At 61.7% G+C, this 17,501-nt stretch carries 16 protein-coding genes; 11 read left to right on the top strand and 5 right to left on the bottom strand.

Annotated features, from left to right (window positions below):
• Window positions 1–28: 28 nt before the first annotated feature.
• Entirely contained in the window at window positions 29–757 is a 729-nt protein-coding gene (locus HHL22_RS15470; RefSeq protein ID WP_169532240.1) for a Bax inhibitor-1/YccA family protein, read from the bottom strand.
• 135 nt (window positions 758–892) lie between these two features.
• Here HHL22_RS15470 and HHL22_RS15465 point away from each other — a divergent pair, with 135 nt between their 5' ends.
• From HHL22_RS15465 to HHL22_RS15440, 6 genes are all read left to right on the top strand, one after another.
• Complete coding sequence (locus tag HHL22_RS15465; RefSeq protein ID WP_169532239.1) at window positions 893–1,903, top strand: MBL fold metallo-hydrolase; 1,011 nt, start codon at window positions 893–895, stop codon at window positions 1,901–1,903.
• A 146-nt stretch (window positions 1,904–2,049) separates the two neighbouring features.
• Complete coding sequence (locus tag HHL22_RS15460; protein WP_169532238.1) at window positions 2,050–3,552, top strand: sodium:solute symporter; 1,503 nt, start codon at window positions 2,050–2,052, stop codon at window positions 3,550–3,552.
• 45 nt (window positions 3,553–3,597) lie between these two features.
• Window positions 3,598–4,107 carry an energy transducer TonB gene (locus HHL22_RS15455; protein WP_169532237.1) on the top strand — a complete coding sequence of 170 codons (510 nt, stop codon included), beginning with the start codon at window positions 3,598–3,600 and terminating at the stop codon, window positions 4,105–4,107.
• A gap of 89 nt (window positions 4,108–4,196) precedes the next feature.
• Window positions 4,197–6,047, top strand: coding sequence for an ABC transporter ATP-binding protein (locus HHL22_RS15450; RefSeq protein ID WP_169532236.1), 1,851 nt, complete (start codon window positions 4,197–4,199; stop codon window positions 6,045–6,047).
• Window positions 6,048–6,419: 372 nt separating this feature from the next.
• Entirely contained in the window at window positions 6,420–7,145 is a 726-nt protein-coding gene (locus HHL22_RS15445) for a glycosyltransferase family 2 protein (protein WP_169532235.1), read from the top strand.
• Between the two features lie 14 nt (window positions 7,146–7,159).
• Window positions 7,160–8,815 carry a glycosyltransferase family 39 protein gene (locus HHL22_RS15440; protein ID WP_169532234.1) on the top strand — a complete coding sequence of 552 codons (1,656 nt, stop codon included), beginning with the start codon at window positions 7,160–7,162 and terminating at the stop codon, window positions 8,813–8,815.
• Between the two features lie 18 nt (window positions 8,816–8,833).
• Here the strand turns inward: HHL22_RS15440 and HHL22_RS15435 are convergent, their stop codons facing one another.
• From HHL22_RS15435 to HHL22_RS15425, 3 genes are all read right to left on the bottom strand, one after another.
• Window positions 8,834–9,256 (bottom strand): VanZ family protein, encoded by a 423-nt coding sequence (locus HHL22_RS15435; protein WP_169532233.1) that lies wholly within the window; start codon window positions 9,254–9,256, stop codon window positions 8,834–8,836.
• 65 nt (window positions 9,257–9,321) lie between these two features.
• Window positions 9,322–9,924, bottom strand: coding sequence for a Uma2 family endonuclease (locus HHL22_RS15430; RefSeq protein ID WP_169532232.1), 603 nt, complete (start codon window positions 9,922–9,924; stop codon window positions 9,322–9,324).
• Between the two features lie 53 nt (window positions 9,925–9,977).
• On the bottom strand, window positions 9,978–11,471 hold the full coding sequence (locus HHL22_RS15425; protein WP_169532231.1) for a GH3 auxin-responsive promoter family protein: 1,494 nt from the start codon (window positions 11,469–11,471) through the stop codon (window positions 9,978–9,980).
• A 204-nt stretch (window positions 11,472–11,675) separates the two neighbouring features.
• Between HHL22_RS15425 and HHL22_RS15420 the strand changes: the two genes are divergently transcribed.
• The 5 genes from HHL22_RS15420 to HHL22_RS15400 all read left to right on the top strand — a co-directional run bounded on the left by HHL22_RS15420 (window position 11,676) and on the right by HHL22_RS15400 (window position 16,523).
• Window positions 11,676–12,107, top strand: coding sequence for an OsmC family peroxiredoxin (locus HHL22_RS15420; protein WP_169532230.1), 432 nt, complete (start codon window positions 11,676–11,678; stop codon window positions 12,105–12,107).
• Between the two features lie 89 nt (window positions 12,108–12,196).
• On the top strand, window positions 12,197–12,691 hold the full coding sequence (locus HHL22_RS15415; RefSeq protein WP_169532229.1) for a hypothetical protein: 495 nt from the start codon (window positions 12,197–12,199) through the stop codon (window positions 12,689–12,691).
• Between the two features lie 122 nt (window positions 12,692–12,813).
• The gene (locus HHL22_RS15410) at window positions 12,814–14,073 is read left to right on the top strand and encodes a T9SS type A sorting domain-containing protein (RefSeq protein ID WP_169532228.1); all 1,260 of its coding nucleotides are present in this window, start codon (window positions 12,814–12,816) and stop codon (window positions 14,071–14,073) included.
• A gap of 152 nt (window positions 14,074–14,225) precedes the next feature.
• Window positions 14,226–15,962: a phospho-sugar mutase gene (locus HHL22_RS15405; protein WP_169532227.1), complete on the top strand. Its 1,737-nt coding sequence runs from the start codon at window positions 14,226–14,228 to the stop codon at window positions 15,960–15,962.
• Window positions 15,963–16,523, top strand: coding sequence for a hypothetical protein (locus HHL22_RS15400; RefSeq protein ID WP_169532226.1), 561 nt, complete (start codon window positions 15,963–15,965; stop codon window positions 16,521–16,523). It begins immediately after the preceding gene.
• An 83-nt stretch (window positions 16,524–16,606) separates the two neighbouring features.
• Here the strand turns inward: HHL22_RS15400 and HHL22_RS15395 are convergent, their stop codons facing one another.
• Complete coding sequence (locus HHL22_RS15395; protein WP_195809294.1) at window positions 16,607–17,407, bottom strand: XRE family transcriptional regulator; 801 nt, start codon at window positions 17,405–17,407, stop codon at window positions 16,607–16,609.
• Between the last annotated feature and the right edge of the window lie 94 nt (window positions 17,408–17,501).

The following is a 17,501-nucleotide window of genomic DNA, read 5'->3' as shown; positions in this document are numbered from 1 at the left end:
CGGGGTTTTTCTGTGCTTCCGGATAATTTTAGCGACGCTGGCCGAAGAAGCGCAGCAGGAACAAGAAGAGGTTAATAAAATCGAGGTACAGAGTGAGGGCCCCTAAGATAGATGCTTTCGCGCTGGCGTCCTCGCTGCCCATCGCTTTTTCCAGCGCAATGGCTTTGAGCTTCTGCGTGTCGTAGGCAGCGAGGGCCGTGAACAGGATAACGCCCACGAAGGATATTATCAAGTTAAGGATGTTATTGGTCCAGAACAGGTTGACCACCACGGCGATGACCAGCCCAATCAGGGCCATGCCCAGCAGCTTGCCCCAGCCCGAGAGGTCGGACCGGGTGAAGTAGCCAAAGGCGCTCATCACCCCAAACATGATGGCGGCGGTGAAAAAGGTGGAGGCAATGGAGCCCGCCGTATACACCAAGAATATAACGCTCAGGGTGAGGCCGTTGAGCACGGCATAACTTAGGAAAGACGCCTGCACGGCCCCGCGGCTCCAGCTATCGGCCCGGGCCGTGAGGAAACCTACCAGCGCCAACTCGGCGATGATGAGGGCGAAGAATAGAATGCGGTTGCCGAAAATGAGCTGGATAAGCTCGGGCGAGGAAGCCACCAGCAGCGAGACGCCGCCGGTGAGGGCCAGGCCAGCGGCCATCCAGCCGTAAACCTGGGCGAAGAACTGGGCCTGGATGCGGGCGGCATCCTCTTCCGTGAGCTGGTGAGCCAGGGAGCGGCCGGACGAAAATTGGGAATCACTCATGAATTCAGCGGAGGAAAAAAGGCGGATTGGACGGAATGAAGCGGCGTGCTAGCCCACATACGAACTTTGGCGGCCGACGGTAGTACTACAACAACTTTGTGGCCAATTAGTGGCCCGCCGCTCCACTTATAGTTTATGCCCGCTGCCCACTACCGCCGCAACGACGCGCTGCGCACCATTCGCCCCGGCTACCCCGGCAACAAGCTCATCGGCGCCGAATTTTGCAACGGCGAAACGCTCTACGAGCCCAGCTTCGGCACAGTGCTGCGCTGGCAGCTGACGGCCAATCCCCAGAAGGCAGAAAAAAAGCGCGACACCTGGACGCCCGCCGTGGTGCCCTGCGCCGAGGCCTTTTTCTCGACCCAGGACATGCTGGTGTGGCTGGGGCACGCCGGCTTTTTACTGCGCGTGCAGGGCGTAAGCCTGGTGTTCGACCCAGTGCTGTTCAGCTCCCTAGGGCTGCGCCACCGCCACCCCCTGCCCTGCCGCCCCCAAGATGTGCGCAATGTGGACTACCTGCTGCTTTCGCACGCGCACCGCGACCACCTCGACGAGCGCACCATCCGCACGCTGGCCGCGCAAAACCCGCGCTTGCAGGTGCTGGGCCCCCTAGGGGTGGGCGGGCTGCTGCACGGCTGGCTGCCCCAGTTGCCAGTGCAGGAGGCCGGCTGGTGGCAGCAGTTCGACTTGGGGCCGGCCGCACCCTTCGAGCTATACTACCTGCCCGCCAGCCACTGGAGCCGCCGCGGCTTGTTCGACTTGAACGAGATATTGTGGGGCAGCTTTCTCATCAAGACCGCCGACCGGCTCATCTACTTCGGCGGCGACAGCAGCTACGGCGACCACTTCGAGCAGATTGAGCAGGCGTTTGGGCCGCTCGACATTGTGCTGCTGCCCATCGGGGCCTACAAGCCGCCCTTCATGATGCACCAGAGCCACATGAACCCCCACGAGGCTGCCAAAGCCGCCAACGTGCTGCGCGCCGGCCACCTGGTGCCCATGCACTACGGCACCTTCGACCTGAGCGACGAGCCCGCCTCGGAGCCCCTGCGCCTGCTAACCGAGGTGGCGGCCGGTGGCCTGCTGCGCGGCGAGCTGCACGCCCCCGCCGTGGGCGAAGTGCTGGACTGGACGCAGTGGATGTAATTTTTGAGTTGCTAGCTGGTTGGCCGTTGGCTGCGTGATAAGCAGCCCTAGGGGTGACGCAACGGCGCAAGCCTGTAGCTTTGCCGACTTGTTACGCTGCTCTAAAAAGCCAGTAGCTAGCAGCTAAGAGCTAACAGCTTCAAAAAATGTCGCCGACCCTTATTCTGAGCCTGGTTGCGGGCTACTTCATCGTTCTCGTCATCATTGCCCTGCTCACCTCGCGCGGGGCCACCAGCGAAAGCTTCTTCGTAGCTAACCGCAACGCGCCCTGGTACATGGTGGCCTTCGCCATGATTGGCACCTCGCTCTCGGGCGTCACGTTTATTTCGGTGCCGGGCAACGTGTATGGCAAAAGCTGGAGCTACCTGGCCGTGGCCCTGGGCTTCGTGGCGGGCTACCTGGTTATCGGCACCGTGCTGCTGCCGCTCTACTACCGGCTGCGGCTGGTGAGCATCTACTCGTATCTGGAGCAGCGCTTCGGCTACTGGAGCTACAAAACGGGCGCGCTGTTTTTCCTAATTTCGCGCTCCCTAGGGTCGGCCCTGCGGCTCTACCTGGTGGCGGGTGTGCTGCAGCTGGCCGTGTTCGACTCGATGGGCGTGCCGTTCTGGGTCACGGTAGTTGTCAGCATCCTGTTCATTTACCTCTACACGTTTCGGGGCGGCCTCAAAACCATTCTTTGGACCGATACCTTCCAGACGCTGGCTATGCTGAGCTGCGTGGCCCTGAGCATCTACTTCATGGCCGATGCGCTCAACTATTCGTTTAAGCAACTCATTGGCACGGTGCGCGACAGCCCCATGTCGCAGGTGTACTTCTCGAATTTTCGGGATGATAAGTTTTTCTGGAAGCAGTTTGCCAGCGGCATGTTCATCACCATCGTGATGACGGGCCTCGACCAGGACCTGATGCAGAAAAACCTGAGTTGCCGCAGCCTCGGCGAAGCCCAGAAAAACCTATTCTGGTTTACGCCCGTCATCGTGAGCGTCAACGTCCTGTTTCTGACCCTAGGGGTGCTGCTCTATAAATACGCCGCCGCCAAGGGCCTCGACCTAACCCACATGCCGCAGCTGCTCAACGCCAAGGGCGGGCTCGATACCGACAAGGTTTTCCCCTACCTGGCCACCACGCAGTTTTCGCTGGCGGCGGGCATCATCTTCATTCTGGGTATCATCGCCGTCACCTACGCCTCGGCCGACTCGGCCCTCACGGCGCTCACCACTTCGTTCTGCGTCGATTTTCTGAACATCCAGCAGTATTCCGAAAAGCGCCAAACCCGGCTGCGGCAGCTCACGCACCTGGGCTGGTCAGTGGTGCTGATTGTGATTATCCTCATCTTCCGCGCCCTCAACGAGCAGAGCCTGATTGATGCCGTGTACAAGGCGGCGGGCTTCACCTACGGGCCGCTGCTGGGGCTGTTTGCGTTCGGCATCTTCACCACGCGGCGCCTGCGCGAGCGCCTGGTGCTGCCCACCTGCGCAGCCGGCGTGGGCCTCACGCTGCTCATCGTCACGCACTCCGTGGAGTGGCTCAACGGCTATAAGTTCGGCTTCGAGATTCTGCTCCTTAATGGGCTGCTCATCTTTCTCGGATTACTGCTAATCTCGCGCCCCACCACCCGAACCGAAGCCGCACCGATTTTGTCGTAAATTTGAATTGGCTTTCCGTTGGTTATCCTTATCCGTTTTTCTTTTATGCGCGCCGTTATTCTAGCTTTTGTCCTAACTACCCCCCTAGGGGTGCTGGCCCAAACCAAGCCCGCGCCAGCGGCCAAGGCGCCCATCACGCTGGCGCCCGGCGCCATGCAGCTGCAAGCCGGCGGCGGGGCCGCCAACCGCCCCGACCACGCCCCCGAGTACCCCGGCGGCGAGGAAGCCATGGGCGAGTACTTCAGCCAGCACGTGCAGGTGCCCGCCAAGGCCAAGCAGGCCCGCGTGACGGGCGACGTGGTGGTGCAGGCCACCGTCGATACCAGCGGCAAGCTCATCAACCCCCAGGTAGCCAAGGGCCTCACGCCCGAGTGCAACGCCGAAGCGCTGCGCGTGGTGCAGGCCATGCCGGCCTGGCAGCCCGCTACCCGGCGCGGGGTACCGGTGGCCATTCTGGTGCAGGTGCCCGTGCCGTTCGACAACGCCGGGGTCACCAAATTTGAAACCGACCGCAAGGTGCCCCGCTCGGCTAAAGACGCGCCGGGCCTGAATTAGCACCGGGGCGCCGCCTTGCGGTATTTCCGCCCGCTTTACGTCTTTATAGCAAGTGCGCTGGCCTGCTGGCTGGCATCTATCCCGATATTATGGCCCGTAGTGGACTCAATACCAGTGGCAGCGACCTTACCGCCGACCTGCCTAAGCCCAAGATAAATAAAGCGTCATTGCAGCGCAGCCTGCGCATTTTCCGCTTCGTGCTGCCCTACCGGGGCAAGTTTACGGTGGGCATGGGACTGCTGGTGCTCAGCAGCCTCAGCACCATCTCGTTTCCCTGGATTGCGGGCAAGCTCGTGAACGTGGCCACTGGCGAGCCGCTGCGCCTGCCCGGTGGCCTGGAGCTGGACATCAACCGGGTGGCCCTAGGGCTGTTTTTGGTGACAGTGCTGCAAGGCATTTTCTCGTTTGGGCGCATCTGGTTTTTCACGCAGGTGAGCGAGTTCACGGTGCGCGACATCCGGGAGGCGCTCTACGCCAAGTTTGTGCAGCTACCCATCCCCTACTTCGAGCAGAACCGGGTGGGCGCTATCACCTCGCGCATTACCAGCGACGTAGCCCAGATTCAGGACTCGTTTTCGCTGACGCTGGCCGAGCTGTTCCGGCAGGTATTTACGCTGGTGGGCGGCATCGCCTTCATCGTGGCCGTGTCGTGGAAGCTGTCGCTGTTCATGCTGCTCACGTTTCCGCCCATCGTGCTGGCGGCGGGCCTGTTTGGGCGCAAAATTCGCACCCTGGCCCGCACCGTGCAGCAGGAACTGGCCCACACCAACACCATCGTGGAGGAAACGCTGCAGTCCATCAACTCGGTGAAGGCCTTTACCAACGAGCAGTTTGAGGTGCGGCGCTACAACGCGTCGCTCAACAAGGTGGTGCGCGCGGCGCTGCAAAGCAATTTGTTCCGCGGCGGCTTCGTGTCGTTCGTCATTATCGGGCTATTTGGGGGTATCATTTTGGTGCTGTGGCGCGGGGCCACGCTGGTGCACCTGCCCAAGGGCACGCCCGGCCACCTAGAGGTCGGCGACCTCACCTCGTTCATCATCTACACGGCCTTCATCGGGGCCTCAGTGGCGGGCCTAGGCGAGCTGTATGGCAAGGTGCAAAGCACCCTAGGGGCGTCCGAGCGCATCCTGGAAATCCTGGATGAGACGCCAGAGCCTACCCACCAGCAGCCGGCCCTCGGGCTGGTGCCGGCCCAGGTGCTGGGCGACATTCGTTACGAGCACGTGGCCTTCCGCTACCCCACGCGGCCCGACGTGGCGGTGCTGCAAGACATTGACTTCCACATTGCGGCGGGCGAGAAAATTGCCCTGGTAGGCCCCAGCGGCGCGGGCAAAAGCACTATCGCCGGCCTGCTCATGCAGTTTTACCCGCTCAGCGGCGGCCGCATCCTGGTGGATGGGCACGACGTGGCCGACTATGACCTCACGGCTCTGCGCGCTCATATTGGCATCGTGCCCCAGGAAACCTTGCTTTTTGGCGGTACCATCCGCGAGAATATTGCCTACGGCAAGCCCGGCGCCAGCGACGCCGAAATCGTGGAGGCAGCCCGGCGCGCCAACGCCTGGCAGTTTATCCAGAACTTCCCCGAGGGGCTCGATACGCTAGTGGGTGACCGCGGCATCAAGCTCTCGGGCGGGCAGCGCCAGCGCGTGGCTATTGCCCGCGCCATCCTCAAAAACCCTGCTATCCTCATCCTCGACGAGGCCACGTCGTCGCTCGACAGCGAGAGCGAGAAGCTGGTGCAGGGTGCCCTCGACGAGCTGATGCAGCACCGCACCAGTCTTATCATCGCCCACCGCCTCAGCACTATCCGCAAGGTCGATAAAATCCTGGTTATCGACGGCGGCCGCATTGTAGAAGCCGGCTCGCACGAGGAGCTGAGTGAGCGCGAGGGCGGGCTGTACGCTAATTTGTTGCGGTTGCAGTTCGAGCTGGCGTAAATTGTACTTTGTTGCCACTTCTAGCGGCCCACAAAAACTCGATAGTTAGTGAGCGCCGCCAGGATTTTTTAGCTGTAGGCCGCCCCACAGCCAAGATTAGGCGCCAGTGGCCATAAGAGCCTGGCAGTACTAATGAGCCACCTTTTTAGGCCGTTGAAGCGCCGACGCTGCGAGATTTTAAAACAAGTTTTTTATTGCCGTGTTTTATGATGTTAATCTATTAATTTTTAGAATATAATCTTTAAAATAACGTCAAGTTTAAACACGTGCAACAGCAAGTTAGCTGGGGACATTGCCATGAGCCATAGTTGGTAGGAAACCAATTTATTATGTAAACTCTGACGCAATTAGTACCTACTAACTACCGCTATTTTGGTAAAGCTCGACACGCTCTCCATCGTTATTCCGGTTTACAACGAAGCCCGCACTATCCACCAGATTTTGGATTTATTGCGGGAACTGGAACTAGTCAATGGCATTAAGAAAGAGATAATTCTGGTCAACGATTGCTCGACCGACGCCTCGGCAGCTACTATCCGGGCTTACGCAGCTCAGCACCCCACTATGGGGCTGCGGCTACTAGAGCACGCCGTGAACCAGGGCAAGGGCGCGGCGCTGCACACAGGCATTCGCGAGGCCACCGGTGATTACGTGATTGTGCAGGACGCTGACCTAGAATACGACCCCGAAGAATATAACCTGCTGCTGAAGCCTGTGCTCAAGGGCTTTGCCAACGTGGTATTCGGTTCGCGCTTCATGGGCGGCAACCCGCACCGCATCTTATTTTTCTGGCACAGCATCGGTAACGCTATGCTCACGTTTCTGTCCAACATGTTTACCGACTTAAACCTGACAGACATGGAAACCTGCTACAAGCTGTTTCGGCGCGACATTATTCAAGGCCTTTCGCTGCAGGAAAAGCGCTTTGGCTTCGAGCCCGAAGTGACGGCCAAGGTAGCGCGGGTACCCGACCTCAAACTCTACGAGGTAGGCATCAGCTATTACGGGCGCACCTACGCCGAGGGCAAGAAAATTGGCTGGCGCGACGGCTTCCGCGCCATTTATTGCATCATTAAGTATGGCCTGCTGAAGGCTTAGGGTACTTTCTAGCCATGAAGGACCAAAAATTCCCTCTTACTACTACGCGTTGGTCGGGCTGGTGGTGGCTGGCGCTAGGCGCTTTACTGGTGGGCGCGGCGCTGCGCGTGTGGCAGTGGCAGCTGGGCACCACGTTATTTATGGACGAGCTGGCGGTGGTGCACAACCTAGTAACGCGCTCAGCTGGCCAGCTGGTGGGCCAGCCGCTAGCCGAGGCGCAGGTGGCACCGCCGCTGTTTCTGCTGGCCGAGAAAGCCTGTTTAACTTGGCTAGGCCGCTCCGAGCAAGCGCTACGCCTGCCGGCGCTGCTGGCATCGCTGGCGGCGCTGGCCTTATTTTGGCTGGTAGCGCAGCGTGTGTTGGCCCCCCCACTGGTGCCGCTGGCGCTGCTCACGCTGGCCGTTGGCTTCACCTTCGTGTACTATGGAACCCAGGTCAAACAGTACGCTAGCGACACGGCTATTGGCTTGCTGGTGCTGTGGCAGGCTCTGCGCCTGCGCGACGAGCCCGCGCCACCGTCGCGGTTTTGGGTGTTGGCGGGCCTAGGAGGACTAGTGCTGCCGTTCTACTCGCAGTCATCGCTGATGGTTTTTGCCGGCTGCGGCGCGGCGCTGTTACTGCTAGCTGCCCTAGATGCCGGGCGGCCGCGGCTGCCCGCTACGGCGGCCGTGGTGGGGGCATGGACCGTGGGCTGCGGGGCTAGCCTGGCCCTGGCTCAGGCAGCGCTACAGCCCGTTGACCGGGCGTTTATGCACTACTTCTGGCGTGAGGGGTTGTTGCCAGTAAATGCTCATTTTTTGAGCAAATTATGGGGCGACGTGGCCGAGCGCTGGGCCAACGGGTTGGGCTGGCTCCACCCCACTTCTATTTGGGTGGTGTTGGTGCTAGTGGGCGTGGTAGTGCTGTGGCAGCGGCAGCGCCCAGCGGCGCTGCTACTGCTGGCCCCCTGGGCCATGAGCATTGCCGCGGCGGCAGCGCAACAATTTCCGCTGCGGATGCGGCTAATGGATTTTTTAGTGCCTAGCCTCATTCTGTTCGTCTTTGTAGCTTTTCAGGCGGGTGTGCAGTGGGCCTGGCAGCGCAACCGAACTCTAGGCTGGGGGGCGCTGGGTATATGCACGCTACCCGTGCTTTACAGCACCACGCGCCACAACTTGCCGCCCTACGCCACGGAGGATGCCAAAACGCTCTACGCCAAGCTGGCGCAAGTGCGCCGCCCTACTGACGCCGTGTATGCCTACTATGGCGCGGGCCAATATTTGCGCTGGTATGGGCCGCAATACGGCCTAAGCCCGGGTAGCTACCTACTGGGGCACTGCTACCGCCGCCAGCCGGGCGCCGAGCGCCAGTATTTAAAGGAAGTAGATGCGCTACGTGGCCGGCGGATGTGGCTGCTGATGACGCACGCAGCCCCCGCCGACGACCGGGCACTCACAAGCTACCTCGATGCCATTGGGCGGCGCGGGCAGCGCTTGGCGGTTCGCTGGCGCTACCCCGACGAAGGGGTGGGCTACCCCGTAGTATACGCCCAACTTTATGATTTGACGGATGCCAAGCAAGCCGCCCGCTACTCGGCGGCTACTTTCCCGCTGGCTCCTGGCCCGGCCCAAACGGCCGACGACATTTGCTGGAGTTGCTACGGCCCGCAAACGATTACTGCTACCAACTAGGTAGCAGCAGGGTCAGCCCTAGGGCCGGCGGCGGGCCAGCTTCACGGCCTGGCGCAGCCCCCACAGGGCCGCTACCGTGCCCAGGCCCAGCAAGGCCCCGGCCGCACCCCAGCCAATATCCTTGAGGTCGAAGGAGCGGTCGGCGCGAAATAGTTGGCCCACTTCGGCCGTGCTCACCAGGGCCACCAGCCCCGCCCAGGCCAGGAGCCACTGCCGCCAGGGGCTGTTTTTGAAAGCCAGCCAGCCGCCCAGCAGCCAGCCCAGCGCCACGAAGGGCACAGCCGTGCGTAGGGTGTCGTTTTGTTGCTTATCGGCCCAACTGGCTACCCAAGCAGGTATAAACCAGTCAGTTGCCATCTTGGGGTGCGACTGCCAGCTGAGGTATAGCACCAGACCCGCGCCCAGCAGCAGCAACGAGTAAAAGAGCAGCTTATTAACCATAAGCTCCCCCTTACGCAAGTTTGGGGCCCTAGGCTGCTGCGGGCAGCTTACGCTTGCCCAGCGGGCTACCTCGCTTCTTCAAAAATATCAACCCATTCCACGGCCAGCCCCGGCAGGCAGGCCGCGGGCATGGGCCCCGGCTCGGAGTAGGCGCCGGTTAGCTCGTACTGGCCGTGGGCATCCAGCACATAGGCCGTCACCACCTGCTCACCGGGGTAGGCTATCCAATATTCGCGCACGCCATTTTCGGCGTACAGGTCAAATTTGGTGCGCGTGTCGAGCACCAGTGAGCTAGGCGATACAATCTCAATAATCCAATCAGGCGCCCCCAGGCAGCCGCGCCGGTCAATCTTGCTGAGGTCGCATACTACGCTGATATCGGGCTGCACCACGGTTTTAATCTGGGCGTCGCCATTGCCCGTGCTGCGCAGCAAGCGCACGTCGAAGGGCGCGGTATAGATGCGGCACACTTTTCCTTTCAAAAAACGGCCTATCTCCACTGTAAAGTTGGTGGCTATCTGCTGGTGCTCCGAAGTCGGGGCCGATACCTTGCGCAGCAGCTTGCCTTTGATAAGCTCCACGTACTCGGTGAAGCGCCAGCTCAGGTAGTCGGCGTAGGTATAGGTCTGATTAGGGTCAAGCTGCGAGATGTCGGTGATGGGCGCCATAATCTAAAGGTACAAAAGCAGCACGGCCACTAGTGGGGGCAGCGGCCACCACGTTAAGCTTGCAGCAGCCCTTCCGCCACTGCCCTATCGTTCCCCAGCCTAGGCACCTTGTTCTGCCCGCCAAGCTTGCCGATGCTCTTCATGTAGCGCTGGAAGGCCCCTAGGGGCAGCGCCGTAAGTTGCAGCGGCGCCAGGATGTGGCCTTGGCGCAGGTCGTCGTAGTAGGCGTTGCGCTGGCGCAGGGCGGCGTCGAGGGTGGCGGCGAAGGCGGGCGCGTCGCGGGGCGGCTGGGCAAACTCCACCAGCCACTGGTGGCGCGAGGGCTCCCTAGGGTCGGCGCTTACCAAGGGGGCCACCGTGAACTCCGTTACCTCAGCTTCGGGGTACTGGCGCCCGGCCTCGCGCAGGGCGGCCTCTACCTCCTCGCCAATCACGTGCTCGCCGAAGGCCGAGAGGAAGTGCGTGAGGCGGCCCGTCACCACCACCCGGTGCGGGTGCAAATCCACGAAGCGCACCGTGTCGCCGAGCGAGTAGGCCCAGAGGCCGGCGTTGGAGGTGAGCACCACGGCGTACTGGCGGCCCAGCTCGACCTCGCCAATGGTAAGGCGGGGCGGCCGGGGCTCGAAAAACCGCTCGGCGGGCACGAATTCGAAGAAAATGCCGCTAGCCAGCCGCAGCAGCAGGCCGGGGTTGCCGGGCTGGTCCTGGAAGGCCAGGAAGCCCTCGGACGCCGGAAACAGCTCGATGCTGGCCACCGGCCGGCCAATGCTTTCACGCAGGCGGCCCAGGTAGGGCGCCATGGCCACGCCGCCCGACACGAAGAGGTCGAACTCGGGAAACAGCTCACCCACCGGCCGCCCGGTGCGGGCCATCAGGCGGTCGAAATACATCTGCACCCAGGGCGGAATGCCGGAAATGAGCGACAAGGGCTGCCCCAGGGTTTCGCGCACGATGGCATCGAGCTTGGCTTCCCAGTCTTCTATACAATTAGTGGCGTAGCTGGGCAGCTGGTTGCCGCGCAGGTAGCTGGGCACGTGGTGGTTGACGATGCCCGAGAGCCGGCCCGTGGGGATGCCGCCCACGCGCTCCAGCTCGGGCGAGCCCGACAGAAAAATCAGCTTGCCATCGAGAAAGCGGGCCCGGCCGGTGGCGGCCACGTAGTGCAGCAGCGCGTCGCGGGCACCCCCGATGTGGTTGCCGATGCTGGCGCGGGTAATGGGAATGTACTTGGCGCCGCTGGTGGTGCCGCTGGTTTTGGCCAAATACAGCGGGCGGCCGGGCCACAGCACGTCGGGCTGCCCGGCCTTTACCTGCTCAAACCACGGCCGCAGGCCCTCGTAGTCGCGCACGGGCACGCGGGCCGCCAGGTCGGCGGGCGTGCGCACGCCGCCCAGGTCGTGGGCGCGGCCAAACGCCGTGCCCGCCGCCGCGCGCGCCAGCTGGCGCAGCAGCCGCGCCTGGGTGGCGGCAGGCTGGCGCTGCCACTGGCGGTAGCGGTGCACGGTGTAGGCCGCCAGCGGGCGGCTCAGCAGGGCTTTCAGTCCCATGAGGGGGCTAGGGTCGGTGAGGAAGCAAAAGTCTGACCGGGAGCGCACATGCGCAGTACTGCGCCGGTAGCGCCAGCAGCTTGTTTAATTTTTTGCGCCATTTTCTTCAACAAAATCTTAGGCTACTAGTTGGACGTATGGAAGCTGCTAACCCACCCACGGGCTAGCAGTCTTCCTTTTTCTCTCTCTTTTCTTATCTTCTTTATGATTAACCAGTTCGGCAAAGCTCAGTGGACGGGCGACGCGAAAGGCCACGGCAGCATCAGCACCAAAAGCGGCGTGGTAGAGGCCCCTTACTCGGTAGGCTCGCGCTTTGAGGGCCAGAAAGGCACCAACCCTGAGGAGCTGATTGGCGCCGCCCACGCCGGTTGCTACACCATGTTTCTGGCCATCGTGCTCTCGCAGCACGGCCACACCGTGGAGGACCTGCACACCACCTCGACCGTGACGCTCGACCCCAGCCAGCAGCCGCCCGTCATCACCAAGATTGCGGTGAGCGTGGAAGGCAAAGTAACGGGCGGCAACATCACGCCCGAAGACTTTCAGAAGCACGCCGAGTTTGCCAAGGCCAACTGCCCAGTATCGAAGGCCCTAGGGGCCATCGGCGAAATGACGCTGGAAGCCAAACTGGCGTAGTATCTAGGGTATTAAAAAGCACGTCATGCCGAGCTAGCGGATGCTAGCTCGGCATGACGTGCTTTTTAACTTCTACCTACTTTTGCCCCATGCCCACTGGTACTACCCGCATTCGCCTGCGCCCCGCCAACTCCTCGCGCCTCTCGTTTGGCGTGCAGGTGTCGCTGGCGCTCTTTGCCATCGCCTACGCCCTACTGATGCTGCTGGGCAACCCGCAGCAGCATAATTACGTGCCGCTGCACTACATCTTCTTGCTGGCCTGCGCGGGCTACCTGGGGTTTATTCTGGTGCACAATGCGCCGGTGTTCGGCACCCAAAGCTACCTCGAGTTTGCGCCCGGCTACCTGGTGCGCAAGGCAGGCTTATTTCGGGCCAAGCAGGTGTTTCCGGTCGAAAACATCGAGCTGCTGGAGTTGCTGCCGCGCCAGCTGCGCCTGCGCCTGAAGGACGGTGATTTTCACGTGCTGAATCTGCGCGAAATCCGGGGCACGCGGCGGCGGGCGCTTTTCAACCAGCAGCTGCGCCAGTTTGCCCAGCGCTATGGCGTGGCACTGCACGAGGAGCTGCCGGCTGCCAGAAAATAGCGGATTGGCCGCTAGCGCCTTTTTATTATTCTCGTTCTTAGCCGTTTTTCTCCTTCACGCGCTGGCGCACCCCTAGGCGTATCTTGCGGGCGCTACCTACCGCGCCTCAGGGCGTCTGCGCCATGCTTTCTTTCTGGAAAAAACTACGCTGGCTGCTGCCGCTGCTGGCCCTGGGACCCGGCCTGGCCCTGGCCCAAAATTGCCCCGACCCGCAGGCCACCAACTACAACCCCGGCGCCACCACCAACGACGGCTCGTGCCAGTACGCGGCCACGGCCACGCCCCTGCCCCCTAGGGCTCAGCTAAATATGGAGCTTAGTGAAAGCTCAGGCCTGCAACTGCTGGGCGGCCAGCTCTGGAGCCACAACGACAGCGGCAACGACCCGGTGCTGTTTCGCCTCGACACCACCAGCGGGCAAACCCTGCAGCGCGTGCGCCTGAGCAACGCCGCCAATACCGACTGGGAAGACCTGGCGGCCGACGCCAACTACCTGTACGTGGGCGACTTTGGCAACAACTTCGGCAATCGGCGCGACTTGCGCGTGCTGCGGGTGGCGCGCGCCGACCTGGGCGCCACCGCCACCACGGCCACCGCCGAAGCCATCAATTTCAGCTACCCCGACCAGACGGACTTTACCAGCCGCCTCAACCAGCACAACTTCGACTGCGAGGCCTTTTTCTTCGCCCACGACTCGCTGCACCTGTTCACCAAGGATTGGGTTGATTTCAAGACCCGCTACTACACCGTGCCGGCCGCGCCGGGCACCTACGTGGCCCACCTCAAGGCCACCTTCGATGTGAACGGGCTCATCACGGCAGCCGACATCAACCCGGCCGGCACCGTGGCCAGCCTGCTGGGCTACGACACGCGTAGCGGCGCGGCGTTTGTGTGGCTGCTTTCGGGATTCGGCGGCACGCGCTACCTGGGGGCCAACAAGCGGCGCATCGAGTTGCCGAGCGTAATAGCGGTGGGGCAGGTAGAAGGCCTGGCGTTTGGACCGCGCAACCGGGTGTTTATCAGCAACGAGCGGGTGAGCAACGCGCTACTGACGGTGCCGGCTCAGCTATATGCCCTAGGGGTGGGCCGCTGGCTGCCGGGCGCCACCGCCCTAGCCACCATCCCCGCCGCCAGCGCCGACGTGGGCATTGTAGCTACGCCCAACCCGGCCCGGCAGCGCCTGCACCTGGCGCGCGCCAACGGCGCAACAGGGGCGGCCACTATCCGCGTGCTCAGCCTGCAGGGCCAGGAGGTGCTTACCGAAACCCTGGCCGCCGGCACCCAGCAGCAGGACGTGGATTTGGCCGGCCTGGAGCCCGGCGTGTACGTGCTGCGCCTGGAGCTGGGCGGCCGCGCGCACACCCAGAAGCTGGTGGTGCCCTAGGGCCGGCGCGAGCCACTGCGGCGCGGTGCGCCCCCTAGGGGCCAAGCGGCGCGTTAAGCTAGCCCAACCAACTCGCGGGTTGGCCGTTCTACCAAAAACACTAGGCAAGACCGTTATTTTTGCCCGCACCACCCCCTAACTATTCCCAGTCAATGGCCCTCTCCCCCGCCGTTCAGCAGCGCATCGACACCTGGCTCACGCCCGCCTACGATGCTGATACTCAGGCCGAAATTAAGCAGCTCGTCGATTCGCACCAGGACGACGCCCTCAACGACGCCTTCTACCGCAGCCTGGAGTTTGGCACTGGCGGCCTGCGCGGGCTGATGGGCGCGGGCTCGAACCGTATGAACCGCTATACGCTGGGCATGGCCGCCCAGGGCCTGAGCAACTACCTCAAGCAGAGCTTCCCGAATGAGCCCATCAGCGCCGCCATTGCCCACGACTCGCGCAACAACTCGCGCAAGTTTGCCGAGCTGGTAGCGAATATCTTCTCGGCCAACGGCATCACGGCCTATCTGTTTGACGACCTGCGGCCCACGCCCGAGCTGTCGTTTGCCATTCGGCACCTGGGCTGCCAGAGCGGCTGCGTCATCACGGCCTCGCACAACCCCAAGGAGTACAATGGCTTTAAGGTGTACTGGAACGACGGTGCGCAGGTGGTGTCGCCCCACGACACGAACATCATCACGGAGGTCAACAAGATTACCGACGTGTCGGAAGTGAAGTTTGAGGGCAACCCCAACCTCATTCATATCATTGGCAAAGAGGTAGATGACGCTTACTTAGCTGAGGTCAAGAAGCTTAGCATTGACCCGGCCGCCGTGCGGGCCCAGCACGACCTGGGCATCGTGTACACGCCGCTGCACGGCTCGGGCGTGAAGCTAGTGCCGCCAGCGCTGGCCGAGTTCGGCTTCACCAATGTGAGCTTGGTGCAGGCCCAGGCCACGCCCGACGGCAACTTCCCCACCGTGCAGTCGCCCAACCCCGAGGAGAAATCGGCCATGCAGCTGGCCCTCGACCAGGCCAAGGCCCAAAACGCCGACCTGGTGCTGGCCACCGACCCCGACGCCGACCGCGTGGGGGTAGGCGTGAAAAACGACCAGGGCGAATGGGTACTGCTCAACGGCAACCAAACCGCCGCCCTGCTCACGCACTACATCCTGTCGGCCCGCGCCCGCACCGGCAAGCACCAGCCCCACGACTTCATAGTGTACACGATAGTGACCAGCGAGATTCTGGGCGACATCGCGCACCACTACGGCGTGACCTATTACCGCACGCTTACGGGCTTCAAGTACATCGCGGGCCTTATCCGCGAGCTGATGGGCCAGCAGCAGTACATCTGCGGCGGCGAGGAAAGCTACGGCTTCCTGATTGGCGACTTCGTGCGCGACAAGGACGCCGTATCGGCCTGCGCGCTGGTAGCCGAGATGGCCGCCGTGGCCAAGGCTCAGGGTCGCACGCTCTACGAGGAGATGCAGCGGATGTACACCCAGTTTGGCCTCTACGTAGAAGACCTTATCTCGCTGACTAAGAAGGGCCAGCGCGGCGCCGAGGAAATCCAGGAGATGATGAAAAACCTGCGCCAGAACCCGCCCAAATCGCTGGCCGGCTCGCCAGTGGTGGAAATCCGCGACTACCAGACCGGGAAGCTGCATAATCTGCAAACCGGCACCGAAACACCCACCGGCGTCGAAAGCTCTAACGTGCTGCAGTTTCTCACGGCGGCTGGCGACAAGGTGTCGGCCCGCCCCAGCGGTACCGAGCCCAAAATCAAGTTCTACTTCAGCGTGAAGGAGCCCCTAGCTTCCATCGCCGATTACGAGCCCACGCACAAAAAGGCCGAAGCCAAAATCAAGCAGATTATCGAAGAGATGCAGCTGCAGTAGATGGCTTTCCACCTCAAAATGGCCGGTTCAGCTACCCACTATGATGGGGTATTGAGCCGGCCGTTTTTGGCGGAGCATTGGTATCGAGGTTTCGTGGCGGCGGCCACAAGCTTGTTTATTTTAACATTGCTGGTTTATACCCTAACCGAGCTATCACTTGAAATGGCAGCGCTTGTAGTTGCGCCATTCAGTGTATTGCTGCTCGTAGCTACCACTACTCAGCATTATCGCTTCGAGTTGGATAGTAGCCGCAAACGCTTCCGCAGTTGCTTGTGGGTGGTTGGATTACGCTTTGGCAAGTGGAACCCACTGCCAATTATCACATCCGTTGTTATCCGGCACCGCCCACACAAGCACTCACTACCGCTGGAGGATAATGGCTCTGTGCGTGTCGGCCTTGTAGCAGTTGAGGACAACTGGCAAGTATTGCTGCGCGTCCCTGGCTCGCCTGTTGGTATTGTAGCGGCCTACGTTGGGCAGCCGCAAGCCGTTCGTAGCGCAGCCATGTTAGGTGCTATCCTACAGGTCGAAGTTGAGACTACCGCAGATGACAATTTGTAGGCAGTGTACCTAGCACCCATTAAGAAAGGCCAGTCGTTTGCAAAACGACTGGCCTTCTTGGCAAATGACAACTGTTATATGATTTACACGCGCACCATTTGCAGCTTCTTCACCTGCTGCGTGAGGTCGAGCACCATGCTGGCCAGCTGCTCTAGTGATACGCCGCCGATGGGGAAAGTGCTGCTGATGTAGCTCTTAGCCTCCCAGATTTCGAGCACATCCTCGGCCTTGATGTCGTAGGGCGAGTACGTGGGATTGTCGGAATGTAGCGCAAACAAGTGGTTCTGCTTGAGCTTGTTGAAGATGCGCTTGAACACGATGCCCTCCTTTTGGCTTACCACGATGCAGGGCGTGCCATCCTTGATGGTGTTCCATTCGTCCACGTAGCGGCCCACGATAGTGGTGCCGCTTACCAGGGGCAGCATCGAGTCGCCCGCAATCTCAAAGGCGCGGTAGGTGCCGTTGCCGGGCAGCATGGGCAGGCGGAAGCGCGGCAGCTCCTCGATGAACTCACGGTCGGCGTAGCCGTTGAGGTAGCCGGCGGCGGCTTTCAGGGGCACCAGCTCGATGTTCTCCTTCTGGTCGGGGCCCACGGTGAAGGCCAGCACGCGCATGGGTTTTTCTTCGGGCTCTACCAGCGGGCCAGCTTCGCGCAGGGCGGCGGCGGTTTTGGCGTTCTTGCGCTTGGTAAAGTCAGTAGTGGCCAGCGAGTCCAGCGGGATGTTGAAGAGGCGGGCCATGTTGACCAGCGTAGCCAGGCGCGGCTCGGCGCGGCCTTCTTCGTAAGCGCCCACCAGCGAGCGTTTAATACTTAGCTTATCAGCCAGTTGAGCTTGCGTCAGGCCCAGCTCGCGGCGCCAGAACTTGAGGTTGGTATTAATCATGGGGATAGGGAGGCTAGGGGGAGGAACCGGCCCAACGCGACGGGCTGACGACGCAACTATTTCGGCAACACAGGGCGCAAGTTACTAATTCCAT

This window comes from Hymenobacter polaris (assembly GCF_012927305.1).
Lineage (GTDB): Bacteria > Bacteroidota > Bacteroidia > Cytophagales > Hymenobacteraceae > Hymenobacter > Hymenobacter polaris.
The sequence above is the reverse complement of the archived record's forward strand: the minus strand, read 5'-3'. Positions and strand labels throughout refer to the sequence as shown.